The following is a 16,544-nucleotide window of genomic DNA, read 5'->3' as shown; positions in this document are numbered from 1 at the left end:
CACTGTTTTTATCGACGTAAAACCCCCTGAATAGAACTATCTTAGCTATATCCGATGAACATAATGCCAAAATTGTCTTTCGAAGTGTTCTTCTATCGAATAACTAAAATTATTGTTCATTTGGGGTGCTTTAACACCGGAATGTAGCCTGCTGGGGCACTTTTCGATATACGCCTCGTCCCATAGCTCATCATTAATGAATGATTGCAGCAATTGGCTGCCTCCTTCTACCAGTAAGGATTGTATTTTCTGTTGATACAGTACTTCCATAATCTGCTCCAGTGGGTTATGATTGAAGTCGATGGAGATATATGTGATGTTGGTTCTTGCCGGCTGTTTCTTTTCAGTAAAGACTAATGTTGGCACATTTCCATCGAATATTTGTAAATCATTCGGAAGAGATAATGTGCGGTCTAATACGACACGTGTTGGATTATGCCCATACCAGTTGCGTACCGTTAGCGACGGATTATCCAATAAAGCTGTTCTCCTGCCTACCATAATAGCATCGGCCTCCGCCCTTTTTTTATGTACTAGCATTGAAGTGAGAGGAGAGGAGAGTATCACAGGCATTCCACTTGTACGTTCTATATCAATAAAACGATCGGCTGACTCAGCCCATTTTAACGTGATAAAAGGCCGATGAAGTGTGTTGAAAGTAATAAAACGACGAATCAGTGATTGGCATTCTTTCTCTAATATGCCGACTGTAACTTCTCGTCCGGCATCCCGTAGCTTTTGAATCCCCCGTCCGGCTACTTCAGAAAAGGGATCCTGGCATCCGATAACAATGCGCGGAATCTGTTTCTCTATAATCAGATCCGCACAAGGAGGTGTTTTCCCGTAGTGGGAGCAAGGCTCCAAACTGACATAAATCGTAGAATGTTTCAATAAAGACTCAGCTTTGACAGAACGGATTGCATTGACTTCCGCATGTGCCTCTCCGCAACGAATGTGATAACCTTCGCCGATAATACGTCCGTTACATACGATAACAGCTCCTACCATCGGGTTTGGAGGCACATTGCATAACCCGTTCTTTGCAAGCTCAATGCAACGCCTCATGTATTTTTCTTCTTCCATTTTGGTGCTCTTCGCCATATTATTCTTACTTTTGCACTCCGAAATTGTGAAAATATGAATCGTATCACCGCTTACATTCGCCAGTCTTTGCAGGAAAGCTATCCGCAGGAAGAGATAAAAGCTCTTTCAATGCTGATTTGTTGCGACATGTTAGGCTTAGATGCGCTCGATATTTACATGGGCAAAGATATAATTTTATCCGAATGCAAACAGCGTGAATTAGAAAACATTATATTCCGTTTACAGAAAAATGAACCGATACAGTACATTCGCGGTTTTGCAGAGTTTTGTGGAAGGAATTTTAAGGTTGCTTCCGGCGTGTTAATCCCTCGACCGGAGACTGCAGAACTCGTAGAGCTAATAGTAAAGGAGAACCCGAATGCCCGTCATCTGTTAGATATAGGTACGGGAAGTGGATGCATTGCGATCTCTCTGGATAAAAAACTTCCGGATATAGACGTAGAAGCTTGGGATATTTCGGAAGAAGCGTTGGCTATTGCCCGTAAAAACAATGAAGATTTGGAAGCCGGGGTGAGATTTCTGCAAAGAGATGTATTGTCCGATGACTGGGAAAAGGTGCCGTCTTTTGATGTGATCGTCAGTAATCCGCCTTATGTGACTGAAACGGAAAAGAACGAAATGGACGCTAATGTCCTTGATTGGGAACCGGGGTTGGCCTTGTTCGTTCCTGACGAGGATCCTCTACGGTTTTATAATCGTATAGCCTGTCTGGGAAGTGATTTGCTATTGCCGGGCGGAAAACTTTATTTTGAAATCAACCAGGCTTATGGCCGGGAAACAGCACACATACTTGAAATGAACCAATATCGTGATGTTCGTGTTATAAAAGACATATTTGGAAAAGATAGAATAGTTACAGCTAACCGATGAGTGCACAATTAACTGATGAAGAGGCTTTAAATCGCGTAGCCTCTTACTGCTCCACTGCCGAGCATTGCCGGGCAGAAATAAATGAGAAGTTACAACGTTGGGGGATTGCCTATGATACCATTGCGCGTATTCTTGACCGACTGGAATCAGAGAAGTTCATTGATGATGAACGTTTCTGCAGGGCTTTTGTGAATGACAAGTTCCGCTTTGCCAAGTGGGGGAAAATGAAAATAGCCCAGGGGCTTTACATGAAGAAGATCCCTTCTGATGTGGCATGGCGTTATCTGAATGAAATTGATGAAGAAGAATACCTTTCTATTCTGCGTGACCTGCTGGCTTCCAAGCGGAAAAGTATCCATGCGGCAGACGATTATGAATTGAATGGAAAGCTGATGCGATTTGCCATGAGTCGTGGATTTGAACTGAAAGATATTAAGCGTTGTATCGACATTCCCGATGAAGAGGAACAAATTGACTGAAAAAATAAACGGATTCTTCTTTTTATTCTCGTTCAATTTCTGTACTTTTGCGGCAAATAATTAATAGTTAGTTTAGTTATGAAAAACTTAGAGAGACTATTTGCGGAGAAACTGTTGAAGATTAAAGCTATTAAACTTCAACCCGCTAACCCTTTTACATGGGCTTCTGGATGGAAATCCCCCTTTTACTGTGACAACCGTAAAACTCTGTCCTATCCTTCTCTTCGTAATTTTGTGAAGATTGAAATTACACGTCTGATATTAGAACGATTCGGACAGGTGGATGCGATTGCTGGTGTGGCTACAGGCGCTATTCCGCAGGGAGCTTTGGTGGCTGATGCATTGAATTTGCCGTTCGTGTATGTTCGTTCTACCCCAAAAGATCATGGATTAGAAAACCTGATTGAAGGTGAACTTCGTCCGGGTATGAAAGTCGTAGTCGTAGAGGACTTGATTTCTACTGGTGGTAGTAGTTTGAAGGCTGTTGAAGCAATTCGTCGCGATGGTTGCGAAGTGATCGGCATGGTTGCAGCGTATACATACGGATTCCCGGTAGCTGAAGAGGCGTTCAAAAATGCGAAGGTGACTTTGGTAACGTTGACCAATTATGAAGCAGTACTTGATGTTGCTCTTCGTACAGGTTATATTGAAGAAGAAGACATACAGACATTGAACGAATGGCGTAAAGACCCTGCTCATTGGGATGCTGGAAAATAAGATTCATTTTTTGATCAAACATATTTGGTAAAAAGAACTGTTCGGACAATATTTGGCCGGATTGTTCTTTTTTTGTTTTATACTAATAGAAATTTATGAGTAATTTTGAGAGTAGTGTCAAGGTAATACCTTACAGTCAGGAACGCGTATATAATAAACTTTCAGATTTGAGTAATCTGGAAGCTGTCAAAGATCGTTTACCGAAAGATAAGGTACAGGATTTGAGTTTTGATTCGGACACGTTAAGTTTTAGTGTCCCTCCTGTTGGGCAACTAACTTTGCAAATTGTAGAGCGTGATCCATGTAAATGTATAAAGTTGGCAACAACTAACTCTCCACTTCCCTTTAATATGTGGATTCAACTGGTTGAAACTGCAGAAGAAGAGTGCAAGGTGAAGGTGACTATCGGAATGGAGCTTAATCCGTTTATGAAAGCAATGGTACAGAAACCTCTTCAGGAAGGCTTGGAGAAGATGGTTGATATGCTGGCAGTTATTGAATATTAAAAAAACAAGTATTAAGTATTAACCGTAGTCACTTTGGCTCATGCTGTTGTGCTTAATACTTAACACTTAATACTTAAACTTATTTTTTATGGCACAGAAACTTTGGGAGAAGTCCGTACAGGTGAATAAGGATATCGAACGTTTCACGGTAGGTCGTGATCGTGAGATGGATCTTTATTTAGCCAAGCATGATGTGCTCGGCTCTATGGCTCACATTACGATGCTGGAAAGTATCGGTTTGTTGACGAAAGAAGAACTGGAACAGTTGCTGGCAGAGTTGAAGAGTATTTATGCCTCGGCTGAAAGAGGTGAATTTATCATAGAAGACGGGGTAGAAGATGTACATTCACAGGTGGAACTGATGTTGACCCGTCGTTTGGGTGATATCGGAAAGAAAATACATAGTGGTCGTTCCAGAAATGATCAGGTCTTATTGGATTTGAAACTTTTTACCCGTACACAAATAAAAGAAGTTGCCGAAGCTGTAGAGCAACTTTTTCATGTACTGGTTCGTCAGAGCGAACGATATAAAAACGTTTTGATGCCAGGGTATACCCATTTACAGATTGCAATGCCTTCTTCTTTTGGTTTGTGGTTTGGTGCCTATGCCGAGAGTCTCATGGACGATATGCAGTTTTTGCAGGCTGCATTTAAAATGTGCAATCGTAATCCATTAGGTTCTGCAGCGGGGTATGGCTCGTCCTTTCCTTTGAACCGGACAATGACAACCGACTTGCTTGGCTTTGATTCGATGAATTACAATGTTGTGTATGCTCAAATGGGGCGTGGGAAAATGGAACGTAATGTTGCTTTTGCATTGGCTACGATTGCCGGAACCATTTCTAAGTTAGCTTTTGATGCTTGCATGTTTAATAGTCAGAACTTTGGTTTCGTGAAATTGCCTGATGACTGTACCACGGGGTCCAGCATTATGCCTCATAAGAAGAATCCCGATGTCTTTGAACTGACACGTGCTAAGTGTAATAAACTGCAATCGCTTCCTCAACAGATCATGATGATTGCGAATAATCTGCCTTCCGGCTATTTCCGTGATTTGCAGATTATAAAAGAAGTTTTCCTGCCTGCTTTTCAGGAATTGAAAGACTGTTTGCAGATGACAACTTACATCATGAATGAAATAAAGGTCAACGAGCATATCCTTGACGATGATAAATATCTCCTTATTTTTAGCGTGGAAGAAGTGAATCGTCTGGCACGTGAAGGTATGCCTTTTCGTGATGCATATAAGAAAGTTGGTTTGGATATTGAAGCTGGAAATTTCTCTCATACAAAAGAAGTACACCATACTCATGAAGGTAGTATTGGCAACCTTTGCAATGCGGAAATCTCTGCATTGATGCAGCAAGTGATCGATGGATTCAATTTTTGCAGAATGGAGAGGGCAGAGAAAGCACTGCTTGGAAGATAAAATAGACTTTCGAAGGATAGTTTTTTAAACTTTCCTTCGAAAAGATTTGGCAGAAACAAGTAAACTACTTATCTTTGCACCCGTTGAAAAAACGCGGAAATAGCTCAGTTGGTAGAGCATAACCTTGCCAAGGTTAGGGTCGCGAGTTCGAGTCTCGTTTTCCGCTCTTTCTTTGAAAGGATGCTCGAATGGTGGAATGGTAGACACGAAGGACTTAAAATCCTTTGGCCATTGCGGCTGTGCGGGTTCAAGTCCCGCTTCGAGTACGAGTATTCTTTATAGGCTTTATGAATCAATGATTCATAAAGCCTTTTTTATTTTTATGGGTGTGTAATATACATTTGTTTTGTTCTGGAAGGCTCTGTTTAATAGGTGCTTGGAAAAAAATAAACCAAAAAAATAGTGATAATATTTTTTTATTGTGTTATTAATCTTTTATTTTGCTTTCAGATTACGAATCGAGGATTAATATTATATTGATTATTCCTTTAACCTAACATGTGTAATATTTGATTTAACCGTAAACGCTGAAAAATACTAGAGAGAGATGGAAAATAACGACAAGCAGATTGAATTAAAGTTTCAGAGGTTTTTTACTGTGAATTTTCCGAAAGTAAAGAACTTTGCTCAAATGCTGCTTAAATCTGAAAGTGATGCAGAAGATGTGGCTCAAGATGTTTTTTGTAAGCTTTGGCTGCAGCCAGAGTTATGGCTGAATAATGATAAAGAACTAGACAACTATATCTTTATAATGACTAGAAATATAGTTCTGAACATCTTTAAGCATCAACAGGTAGAGCAAGAATATCAGGCGGAGGTTATAGAAAAGACCTTTCTTTATGAATTGACAGAGAAGGAAGAGATCTTGAATAATGTATATTATAAGGAGATGCTGCTGATTATTCAGTTGACCTTGGAAAAAATGCCGAAACGTCGTCGGTTAATATTCGAACTTAGTCGTTTCCGGGGATTAAGCCATAAAGAAATAGCTGATAAACTCGATGTTTCTATTCGTACTATAGAGCATCAGGTTTATCTGGCATTGATCGAATTAAAGAAGGTACTCCTCTTTTTTATTTTTTTCTCCAATATTTTTTAAGTAGTGTGTTCGTAGTAGTTGTATTTAGTGTATAAAGCCAAAAAAAGAAAGAAAAAGATTCATGAAAAATTATATTCAACAACTCATAGAATTGTTCGGCCATAACAACTATTCAGCCGATACACAGAAGAAAGTGCAACAGTGGTTGGCTGATGAGGAGCATGTTGATGAAAAGAATGAGGCTCTTCGTGAGCTTTGGAAACAAGCAGAAGGACAGAGAGTACCTGATGGTATGCAACAATCAATACAACGAATGCGGCAGAATCTGGGAATGCAGTCTGTCACTTCGCGGAGAAATTACCAGTTGCTTATATGGAGAGCTGCAGCTATTTTCTTGTTAGCTGTCTCATCCATTTCTATCTATCTGATGTTGGAAAAGGACCGACCGGAAAAAGATTTGGTTGAATGTTACATACCGACAGCAGAAATTCATGAACTTACATTACCGGATGGTACACATGTTATGCTGAATTCAAAAAGTACACTACTATATCCGGAACAATTTACGGGAGAAACCAGAAGCGTATATTTGATTGGTGAGGCAAATTTCAAAGTAAAGCCGGATAAGAAGCATCCTTTCATTGTGAAAGCAAATGATTATCAAGTTACAGCTTTGGGAACAGAGTTTAATGTAAATGCTTATCCTGAAAGTAATGAATTGATTGCTACATTGCTGGAAGGCTGTGTGAAAGTGGAATTCAATAATTTGATGTCAAATGTTATATTGAAGCCGAACGAGCAATTAATATATAATAAACAAACTAAAGAACATAATTTACGATTGCCGGAGATTAGTGATGTGACAGCATGGCAACGTGGAGAGCTAGTCTTTAGTAATATGCATTTAGAGGATATTTTCACTAATCTTGAGCGTAAGTTCCCTTATGCTTTTGTATATAGTCTTCATAGTATGAAGAAGAACACATATAGTTTCCGTTTCCGAAATCAAGCAACGTTGGAAGAAGTGATGGAAATTATATCACAGGTGGTAGGAGATGTAAATTATGTAATTAAAGGAAATAAATGCTATGTAACGAATAAGAAATAAAACCTGTTGTAGAACCTATTAAAAATAAAATGCTATGCCAAAAAGTATCCGGAAGGAATGCCCGTTCCCTCCGGATGTGAAATCAATTCTCTTCAATATTAGCGCATATTGACGCTATTCTAAATGATCCCAGAATAATAACCAATTAACTAATACTAAAAAGATGCTACAAATTTACGAAAAAATAGCAGAACAAATAGCTCATAAGCGGGTCTTTCTCACTTTTTTAAGTCTATTATTACTTATACAGACCCAAGCTTTTGCTCAAAACGATAGTAAAATTACTATCCAGCAAAAAAATATCACTGTTATTGATGCATTAAAAACTGTGGAAAAACAGTCTAAAATGTCGATAAACTATAGTGATTCCGAATTGAAAGGGAAGCAAATTGTTGATCTTAATTTGCAAAATGCATCGGTACTGGCAGCCCTTGATACAATCTTGAAAGGAACAGGTTTCGCTTATCAAATTCAGGGTAATTACATTATAATTACAGGAAAGAAGCCTACTGTTGTTGCACAGACAGTAAAAGATATCAAAGGAAAAGTAACTGATGAAAAGGGTGAACCATTGATTGGAGTAAATATAACTGTGGATGGCAGTTCTACAGGTACAATAACCGATCTTGATGGAAATTTCTCTATAAAAGCGCCGGATAATTCCCAGTTTAAAGTGTCTTATATAGGATATGCCACCCAAGTCATCCCTGTTTCAAAAAAAGATTTCTATCAGATTGTAATGAAACAAGATACAGAGGTCTTGGAGGAAGTTGTTGTAACGGCATTGGGTATCAAGCGTGCAGAAAAAGCATTGTCTTATAATGTACAACAGATTAAGGGTGATGATTTGACTACTGTGAAAGACGCGAACTTTGTGAATTCATTGAATGGTAAGGTTGCTGGTGTGAGCATTAACCGAAGTGCTACTGGTGTGGGGGGAGCTACACGTGTGGTAATGCGTGGTGCCAAATCTATTGAAGGTAACAACAATGCACTGTATGTTGTAGACGGTATTCCTCTGTTTAATACGGACATGGGAAATACAGATAGTGGTATTATGGGTGAGGGAAAGGCTGGTACGGAAGGTATCGCTGACTTTAATCCAGAAGATATCGAAAGCATCTCTGTGTTGAGCGGCCCTTCGGCTGCTGCACTTTATGGTAGTAGTGCAGCCAGCGGTGTTATCCTGATTACAACCAAGAAAGGTAAGGAAGGAAAACTCTCCGTGCAGTTCTCTTCTTCTTCTGAATTCAGCAAAGCTTATATGACTCCTGACTTTCAGAATACTTATGGAAATAAAAAAGATACTTACGAAAGCTGGGGTGAAAAATTACCCACTCCATCTAGTTATGATCCGAAAAATGACTTCTTCAATACCGGTACAAATTTCATCAACTCGGTGACGTTGACCACAGGTACGCAAAAAAATCAGACTTTTGCTTCGTTCTCTTCTACAAACTCCAAAGGTATTGTTCCGAACAACAGTTATAATCGTCTGAACTTTACTATCCGGAACACTGCAACTTTCTTCGATGATAAGCTGCAACTCGACTTGGGGGCATCGTATGTCAAGCAGGACGATACGAATATGGTTTCACAGGGACTCTACTGGAATCCGATTGTGGCTGCTTATCTCTTTCCGAGAGGTGAGGACTTTGAAGATATTAAAACTTTTGAACGTTTTGATGACAGTCGTAAGCTACCAGTACAGTATTGGCCGGTTTCGGATGCAACTTATGCTTCACAAAACCCGTACTGGACTGCTTATCGCAATGTATCAACCAATGAGAAGAGCCGTTATATGTTCAATGTAGGTTTGACCTATAAGATTACAGATTGGTTGAATATTACAGCCCGTTACCGTATGGACGATACCTATGTATTGTTTGAACGCAAAATTTCTGCTTCTTCCGATCAGGTTTTTGCTGAAGGTAAGAAAGGACATTATGAATATATTAACTACAACGACCGTCAGGAATATGCTGATGCTATGTTGAATATCAATAAGCGTATTCAAGACTTCAGCGTTTCTGCCAACTTCGGATGGAACTACTCTAACTATTGGGCACTACAAAGAGGCTATAAAGGAACATTGTTGGGAGTTCCCAACAAGTTTGCAACTTCAAACATTGACCCGTCAAATGGTCGTATTTCAGAAAAAGGAGGTGATAGTCGTGTACGTAATCATGCTATCTTCGGCAACGTGGAACTGGGATGGAGAAGTATGCTCTACCTCACCTTGACCGGAAGAAATGACTGGAACTCACGACTAGTCAACACAAGTGAAGAGTCATTCTTCTATCCTTCTGTCGGATTATCTGCAATTGTTTCTGAAATGGTAAAACTTCCTGAATTTCTTTCTTATCTGAAGGTGCGTGGTTCATATACCGAAGTTGGTGCTCCGGTGTCACGTTCGGGGTTGACTCCGGGAACAGTCACTACTCCGATTGTGGGTGGTAACTTTAAACCTACCTACATTTATCCGTTCACCGACTTCAAAGCGGAGCGCACCAAGTCATATGAATTTGGTCTGAGTTTGCGTTTGTTTAGCAAGTTCAATGCAGAAGTGACTTATTATAAGTCGAACACTTACAACCAGACTTTCTTAGGAAACCTACCTGAATCTACCGGTTATAACTCCATTTATCTGCAGGCAGGTAATGTCGAGAATCGGGGTTGGGAAGCATCATTTGGCTATAGCGACCGTTTCAAGAATGGACTCTCGATTTCTTCTACGTTGACTTTCTCGAAGAATATTAACGAAATCAAGGAAATGGTGAAAGACTATAATACAGAAGTGATGGGAGTTCCTGTCTCCATTAATATTCCGGAAGTACTGAAAGACAAAGGACGCACTATCCTGAAAGAAGGTGGAAGCATTCATGACATTTATGCAACCCGCTTTTTCAAGAAAGATAGCCAGGGATATGTGTTGGTAAGTAGTGACGGAAAATATGAAATGGAGGATGGTGATCCGGTGTATCTAGGCAAGACTGCTCCCGACTTCAACATGGGATGGAATAATGCTATTTCTTATAAAGGGTTCGGACTCAGCTTCCTGATTAATGGACGTTTTGGAGGTGTGGTAACATCTTCAACAGAAGCAATTCTCGACCGCTACGGAGTGTCTCAGCGCACAGCCGATGCACGAGAGTCGGAAGGTGCATTATTCCCGGGACAAGGACGGGTAGATGCTAAGACATATTACCAAATGATTGGTACAGGTAACTATCAGACCTCAGGCTACTATGTATACAGCGCAACCAACATACGGCTACAGGAACTTACATTCAGTTATACTATGCCTAACAAATGGTTTGGTAATGTACTGAAAGATGTATCGGTTTCTTTCATTGCCAACAATCCATGGATGCTGTACTGCAAAGCTCCGTTCGATCCGGAACTGACTCCTTCTACAGCAACTTATGGACAAGGAAATGACTACTTTATGCAACCAAGCGTACGCAGCTTCGGTTTTGGATTGAAATTTAAACTTTAACAGATTCATTACATTATGAAAAGAATAAAACAATATAAATTTTTTGCCGTTGCTTTCGCCATTTTGGCACTAGCATCGTGTAATTATGAAGAGATTAACACCAATCCCTTCGAGATGACTGACGGAGAAGGTGTTATGGATGGTATCGTTGTGGGAGGATACATCACGGCTATGCAGAAATCTGTGTTTCCTACTGGAACGCAGGCTGATGATACAGGTCCGGTTAATGCATATCAAACCGCATACAATCTGTCTGCTGATGCATGGAGCGGCTATATTGGAATAAACAACACCTTTGAGGGAGGGAATTGTCACCTGAATTACGTGATAGTCAATAGCTGGGTTTCAACAACTTTTTCTAACTCCTATACTAATTTGCTTGACCCTTGGAAGAAGCTGACAGCTTCAGCCAAAGAGAATGATACTCCTGAAATAGCTGCTTTGGCGCAGATCCTGAAGATTTCAGGATGGCATAAAGTGCTGGAAAGCTTCGGCCCGATTCCCTATACGGCTGCCGGAAAGGGGGCTATAGACGTTCCTTTCGACTCGGAAGAAACGGTTTATACGGAAATGCTCAAGGATTTGGCAGGAGCAGTAGAGGTGTTGACTCCGAAAGCGGTAAACAACGTAAAGGTGATGTCAGATTATGACTTGGTATTCAACGGTGATGTAACCAAATGGGTGAAATATGCCAACTCGCTGATGCTTCGTCTGGCAATACGTCTTCGTAGCGTTAAACCGGAATTGGCAAAACAGTATGCCAAACAAGCTGTAGAACATTCCATCGGTGTGATGACCGAAGCAGGTGATGCAGCTGGTGCTGGCCCGGGCCCGGTAATCGCTCTTCGTAACCCGCTGTACTGGATAGCTGATAATTACAATGATGCACGTGTAGGTACATCCATACTCGCTTACTTGATGGGATATAAAGATCCTCGTCTGAGCGCATATTGCGAGCCTGCCAATAGCCAATGTACGGTTGCAGTAACAGCTTTTGATAATAATAAGTATCAAGGTGTTCCTCTTGGTCATACTAATACTCGTTCGAAGGATACAGATCCAACGGATAGCTACTACTTTTATTCCAAACCGAAAATTCAGGGAAATACTCCACTGTACTGGATGCGTGCATCCGAAGTGTACTTCTTGCGTGCTGAAGCTGCCTTGTTTTGGGGTACGGAATACGGAAAAGGTGATCCCGAAACACTTTACAAACAAGGTATAGAAACTTCATTCCAGGAAAACGGTGCGACAGGTTCCGTAGATACCTATATGGCTTCCGGCAACAAGCCTGCTGCAAATAAAGTCACCAGTAGCAAGTTTGGTTTCGACTATCAAGCTCCCAGCCAAGCTACCGCCAAGTTTGAAGGAACCCAGGAACAGAAACTGGAGAAGATTATCATTCAGAAGTACATTGCTCTGTACCCTAACGGTCAGGAGGCATGGACGGAATTCAGACGTACCGGTTATCCCAAATTGAATCCTATTATATCAGGAGGAAATCACAATTCAACTCAGATCACTGCAGCCAGAGGTATGCGTCGTATGACTTATCCGAACAGCTTTAATGGAACGGGTCAATCTCATGAGATTTATCTAGATGCAGTGCAAAAACTTGGTGGAGTAGACAATGCTGCAACCGATTTGTGGTGGGCTAAGAAAAACTAATAATCGTACGGACTTTTTCCATATGAAAAACTTTAAACTAAAACAAAATCTTGATACATAAATAAATATGAAAGCATTAAGAAAACTATTATATTTCCTTTCTCTAGCAGGGTTGATGACAACAACCTCCTGTACTGATGTGGAGAATATGGAAGTGGAGCATATCGGAGGCTATAACACGCTGGGTGATGGTGAATATTATGCCAACTTGCGTGCCTATAAGGCAACCGCTTGGAACTACGGACGTCCCGTAGCTTTTGGATGGTACTCCAACTGGTCTCCTGCCGGAGCTTATCGAAGAGGATATCTGACCTCCATGCCAGATAGTATGGACATTGTTTCTATGTGGAGTGGTGCTCCCGGACGCTACGAGATTACTCCCGAACAGAAAGCAGATAAAGAATTTGTGCAAAAAGTGAAAGGTACGAAGTTGTTGCAAGTGAGTCTACTTTCGTATATCGGTAAAGGAGCAACTCCGGGATCGGTATATGCTGATGCGGAAAAGCAGGCAGAGGCAGAAGGTTGGACTGATAAACAATTAGAAGAAGCTAAAAAGCAAGCTCGCTGGAAATACTGGGGATTTGAAGGTCAATTCGAAAGTGAAAATCACTATCAATGTCTGGCTAAGTTTGCCAAGGCCCTCTGTGACTCTCTATACGCAAACGAATGGGACGGTTACGATGTTGACTGGGAAATTGGAAGCGGTGTATTCGATATGGACGGAACATTGAGTGCTAATAAACATTTGATTTATTTGGTCAAGGAGATGAATAATTACATTGGTCCGAAGAGCGACCCAGAAGGCAAAGGACATAAGATGATTTGTATTGATGGTAGTATCGGTGGTCTTACCAGAGAATTGGATGAGTATGTCGATTATTGGATTATACAGAGTTATGGTTCTTCCAGACCTGGTCTTGAAGGTTATGGAGTTGATCCTAAGAAAATAATTTGCACAGAAAATTTCGAAGCCTACGCTCCTACCGGTGGAGGACTGTTGAGTCAGGCTGCTACTATGCCATCAAAAGGCTATAAAGGCGGAGTGGGGGCTTATCGCTTCGAAAAAGACTATGACAATACACCTGATTACAAGTTTATGCGTCAGGCTATTCAGATAAACCAGCAGGTTTTCAATGAATGGAAAGCTAAACAAAATGAGGCAGAAAATAAGCCGCAAGAATAGGCCAATTTGTAAATTAGTAAAACTGAAGAATTATGAATAAACATATATTCAATTATTTGATATTAGGAGGTATAGCACTGCTGCTGGGTGCTTGCAACGACAGTGAAAGTAAGCTGCTGGAACCTAAGGTTTATTTCGAAAGTAAGGAATATAATCTCTCTGTGGAAGATGATGATGTACTGACTTTTGACTTGACCTCAAGACTTTCTACCATGACCTCTTCGCAGGTTGATGTATCGTATACCATAGCTGATCCAAGCGTAGTGGACGAATACAATGCGAAGTATGGAACAGTTTACGAGATGTTTGATGCATCAAACGTAAAAATGAGTAGTACAACTTCAGCAATCCCAAGTGGAAAGTTGTATGCGGATAACGTAAAAATGGAGCTTTCCAGTCTGAAAACATTGAAAGAGGGAAAATCGTATGTTTTGCCAGTGCGTGTACAGTCGGCTTCTGTTCCGACTCTTTCCGGGACAAGCATTGCATATTTCTTTCTCTCTAAACCGATAAAGATTACCAAGGTTGGAAAATTTAGTAATACGTACATTTCAATCAAATACCCGGTCGGAACTTATTTCTCATCGTTCACTTACGAAGCGCTGATTTATGTCAATAGCTTTGCTAGTAACAATACAATTATGGGAACTGAAGGTGTGATGATTTTCCGTATTGGTGATGCACCTGGTGTTCCTAAAGATGTTTTGGAAGCTGCAGGAACACAGAACTATCATACTACGGAAGCGTTGAAGACAGGCCGTTGGTATCATGTAGCTTTGACTTACGATCAACCTTCGGGAAAAACGGTTATTTATGTCAATGGTTCGAAATGGGCTGGATCAGATTGGGGCCTTCCTGGTTTCGATCCGAATTCGGATGTCGGTTTCAATATCGGTAGGATTCCGAAATTCCCATGGGGAGAACGTCCGTTGAATGGTAAGATGAGTGAAGTCCGTGTTTGGAGTGTAGCTCGTACTGAAAATCAGCTTAAGCAGAATATGCTGGGCGTTGATCCGGCATCGGATGGTCTGGTACTCTATTATAAACTGGACGGATCAGAAACTCAAGAAGGTGGAGTCATTAAAGACGCTACCGGTCGTTTAAACGGTACAACTAGTGGGGTAACAATTGAAACATTGCCAACTCCGATAGCTATTAATTAACGACAAACATCAGTTTATGAAATAATAACCGATTTGAATCAATCAGCATAAAATAATAGCTGAACTTGAATAAACTAGGATTAGTTTTTTAGGTAAAAAAGAGAAGGGAACCTGCGAATCAAGTAATACTTATTCGCAGGTTTTTCATTTTTAATTCAACCGCCTTGCTTATATCATAATGTCAAGGAGATTCCGTTTGACTTTCCGAATTGGTCTAAAAAAGAACAAAATTGTCCGATAAAAGGAGTGAAGGAGACAAACTCAATATTTTTATTTATGTTTGTTTCATGAAGAAGTTACTATTTATCCTGTTTATATCTTTTGTGTCTATCGGATTAGCTCATTCGCAGTTTGCTATCCGGCAGCAGGTTGCTACTCCAAGAGCGGCAGACTCACTGGATATTTCTTTTTATTCTCAAAAGAAAGGATTGCGGGCAGCAACGATGACATTCGGCATTAACATGGGAGTATGGGCATTCGATCGCTATATTCGGAAAGCAGATTTTGCCTATATTGACTTTCATACAATTAAGGACAATATTAAGCACGGCTTCGTTTGGGATAATGATGCAATGGGAACAAACATGTTTATGCATCCTTATCATGGCAGTTTGTATTTTAATTCAGCCCGGTCAAATGGATATAATTATTGGCAATCCGGGTTATATGCTTTTGGAGGAAGTTTTATGTGGGAGATGTTCATGGAAAACGAATATCCATCTACCAATGATATTATAGCAACACCAATTGGAGGGATGGCGCTGGGAGAAGTGTTCTACCGTGCGTCCGACTTAATCCTTGATGACAGGAAAACAGGAGCATCCCGTTTCGGGTTAGAGTTTGCTTCGTTTGTCGTTTCTCCTATGCGTGGACTCACTCGTATTATAAATGGAGATGCATGGAGAAAGCGTTCCGCTTCCGGTAAGCAATTCGGAGTGCCCGATGTCAGTGTTGATATTTCCGCAGGAGTGAGAGCACTTGAGCTGCAAGATGAAATCTTCGATAAAGGAGTTGGGTTTGCATCCGAGATTGATGTAGAGTATGGAGATCGTTTTGATGCGGATAATAGAAGACCTTATGATTATTTCTCCGTAAGAGCAAAGTTGAACATACAAGCTTCACAACCAGTGTTGGGACAATTCAATATCGTTGGCCGTCTTGCGGGTAAGGAGTTGGTTGATAACCGGAAACATTATTTGAGTCTGGGGCTTTATCAGCATTTTGATTATTATGATTCGGATACAATATCCAGTGTGTCGGCTAAGACTTCTTATAAATTTTGTACACCAGCCTCTTTTGGAGGTGGACTGATTTATAAAAGAAAAAGTGGAAAGCGTTGGGACATAGATGGATATGCTCATCTCAATGCCATCCTTCTGGGCGGTGCACTTAGTGACTATTATAGGGTGGAGGAGCGTAATTATAATCTGGCAAGCGGCTATAGTACAAAAGTAGGCTTTAATTTAATCTATAAGAAAGATAAGTTCTCGATATCTACTACTTATGATGTCTACCACATGTTCACTTGGAAAGGCTATCCACAAGATATGGATTGGGAACATTATAACTCAAAAACGCTGAATGCACAGGGAGATCGTTCAATGGCAATTCTTCATGCAACAGGGCTGCGGTTGGATATCAAACTGCGAAAAGGATTGTATCTCACTGGAGATTATATGAATTATACCCGTCATACGCGGTATAAACATTATGAGAATGTTTTTTCCAGTACCTCAGAAGGAAGATTAATGCTGACGTGCAAATTATAATCAGGGCATT

General features: G+C 40.6%; 13 protein-coding genes and 2 tRNA genes. 14 read left to right on the top strand and 1 reads right to left on the bottom strand.

What is annotated here, in order from left to right:
- Window positions 1-45: 45 nt before the first annotated feature.
- Window positions 46-1,101 (bottom strand): bifunctional diaminohydroxyphosphoribosylaminopyrimidine deaminase/5-amino-6-(5-phosphoribosylamino)uracil reductase RibD, encoded by a 1,056-nt coding sequence (gene ribD / locus DXB58_RS05800; RefSeq protein WP_122136196.1) that lies wholly within the window; start codon window positions 1,099-1,101, stop codon window positions 46-48.
- 36 nt (window positions 1,102-1,137) lie between these two features.
- On the opposite strand from ribD, the gene prmC reads away from it, so the two are divergent.
- The 14 genes from prmC (at window position 1,138) to DXB58_RS05730 (ending at window position 16,534) form a co-directional block, all read left to right on the top strand.
- Window positions 1,138-1,974, top strand: coding sequence for a peptide chain release factor N(5)-glutamine methyltransferase (gene prmC / locus DXB58_RS05795; protein ID WP_122136195.1), 837 nt, complete (start codon window positions 1,138-1,140; stop codon window positions 1,972-1,974).
- A complete protein-coding gene (locus tag DXB58_RS05790; protein WP_004299786.1) occupies window positions 1,971-2,453 on the top strand; it encodes a regulatory protein RecX in 483 nt (160 codons plus the stop codon). The genes prmC and DXB58_RS05790 overlap by 4 nt, the downstream gene beginning before the upstream one ends.
- A gap of 78 nt (window positions 2,454-2,531) precedes the next feature.
- Window positions 2,532-3,170 (top strand): orotate phosphoribosyltransferase, encoded by a 639-nt coding sequence (gene pyrE / locus DXB58_RS05785; RefSeq protein ID WP_004299787.1) that lies wholly within the window; start codon window positions 2,532-2,534, stop codon window positions 3,168-3,170.
- Between the two features lie 95 nt (window positions 3,171-3,265).
- Window positions 3,266-3,676 carry an SRPBCC family protein gene (locus tag DXB58_RS05780; protein WP_008997923.1) on the top strand — a complete coding sequence of 137 codons (411 nt, stop codon included), beginning with the start codon at window positions 3,266-3,268 and terminating at the stop codon, window positions 3,674-3,676.
- Between the two features lie 88 nt (window positions 3,677-3,764).
- Window positions 3,765-5,105 carry an argininosuccinate lyase gene (gene argH, locus DXB58_RS05775; RefSeq protein WP_122136194.1) on the top strand — a complete coding sequence of 447 codons (1,341 nt, stop codon included), beginning with the start codon at window positions 3,765-3,767 and terminating at the stop codon, window positions 5,103-5,105.
- A 93-nt stretch (window positions 5,106-5,198) separates the two neighbouring features.
- Window positions 5,199-5,271, top strand: a tRNA-Gly gene (locus tag DXB58_RS05770).
- A gap of 16 nt (window positions 5,272-5,287) precedes the next feature.
- Window positions 5,288-5,371, top strand: a tRNA-Leu gene (locus DXB58_RS05765).
- A gap of 281 nt (window positions 5,372-5,652) precedes the next feature.
- Complete coding sequence (locus DXB58_RS05760; protein ID WP_122136193.1) at window positions 5,653-6,204, top strand: RNA polymerase sigma-70 factor; 552 nt, start codon at window positions 5,653-5,655, stop codon at window positions 6,202-6,204.
- A 61-nt stretch (window positions 6,205-6,265) separates the two neighbouring features.
- Complete coding sequence (locus DXB58_RS05755; protein ID WP_008997920.1) at window positions 6,266-7,252, top strand: FecR family protein; 987 nt, start codon at window positions 6,266-6,268, stop codon at window positions 7,250-7,252.
- Window positions 7,253-7,415: 163 nt separating this feature from the next.
- Window positions 7,416-10,751, top strand: a complete 3,336-nt coding sequence (locus tag DXB58_RS05750; RefSeq protein ID WP_122136192.1) for a TonB-dependent receptor — start codon at window positions 7,416-7,418, stop codon at window positions 10,749-10,751.
- Window positions 10,752-10,766: 15 nt separating this feature from the next.
- The gene (locus tag DXB58_RS05745) at window positions 10,767-12,419 is read left to right on the top strand and encodes a SusD/RagB family nutrient-binding outer membrane lipoprotein (RefSeq protein ID WP_008997918.1); all 1,653 of its coding nucleotides are present in this window, start codon (window positions 10,767-10,769) and stop codon (window positions 12,417-12,419) included.
- A 67-nt stretch (window positions 12,420-12,486) separates the two neighbouring features.
- Window positions 12,487-13,602, top strand: a complete 1,116-nt coding sequence (locus DXB58_RS05740; RefSeq protein ID WP_008997917.1) for a glycoside hydrolase family 18 — start codon at window positions 12,487-12,489, stop codon at window positions 13,600-13,602.
- 29 nt (window positions 13,603-13,631) lie between these two features.
- Complete coding sequence (locus DXB58_RS05735) at window positions 13,632-14,765, top strand: DUF1735 and LamG domain-containing protein (RefSeq protein WP_083852298.1); 1,134 nt, start codon at window positions 13,632-13,634, stop codon at window positions 14,763-14,765.
- Between the two features lie 287 nt (window positions 14,766-15,052).
- Window positions 15,053-16,534 (top strand): DUF3943 domain-containing protein, encoded by a 1,482-nt coding sequence (locus tag DXB58_RS05730; RefSeq protein WP_122136219.1) that lies wholly within the window; start codon window positions 15,053-15,055, stop codon window positions 16,532-16,534.
- Window positions 16,535-16,544: the final 10 nt, after the last annotated feature.

Origin of the sequence: Bacteroides sp. OM05-10AA, from assembly GCF_003439055.1 — a bacterium.
GTDB classification, from domain to species: Bacteria; Bacteroidota; Bacteroidia; order Bacteroidales; family Bacteroidaceae; genus Bacteroides; species Bacteroides intestinigallinarum.
Note: the sequence above shows the minus strand (reverse complement) of the source record. Positions and strands in the feature narration are given on the sequence as shown.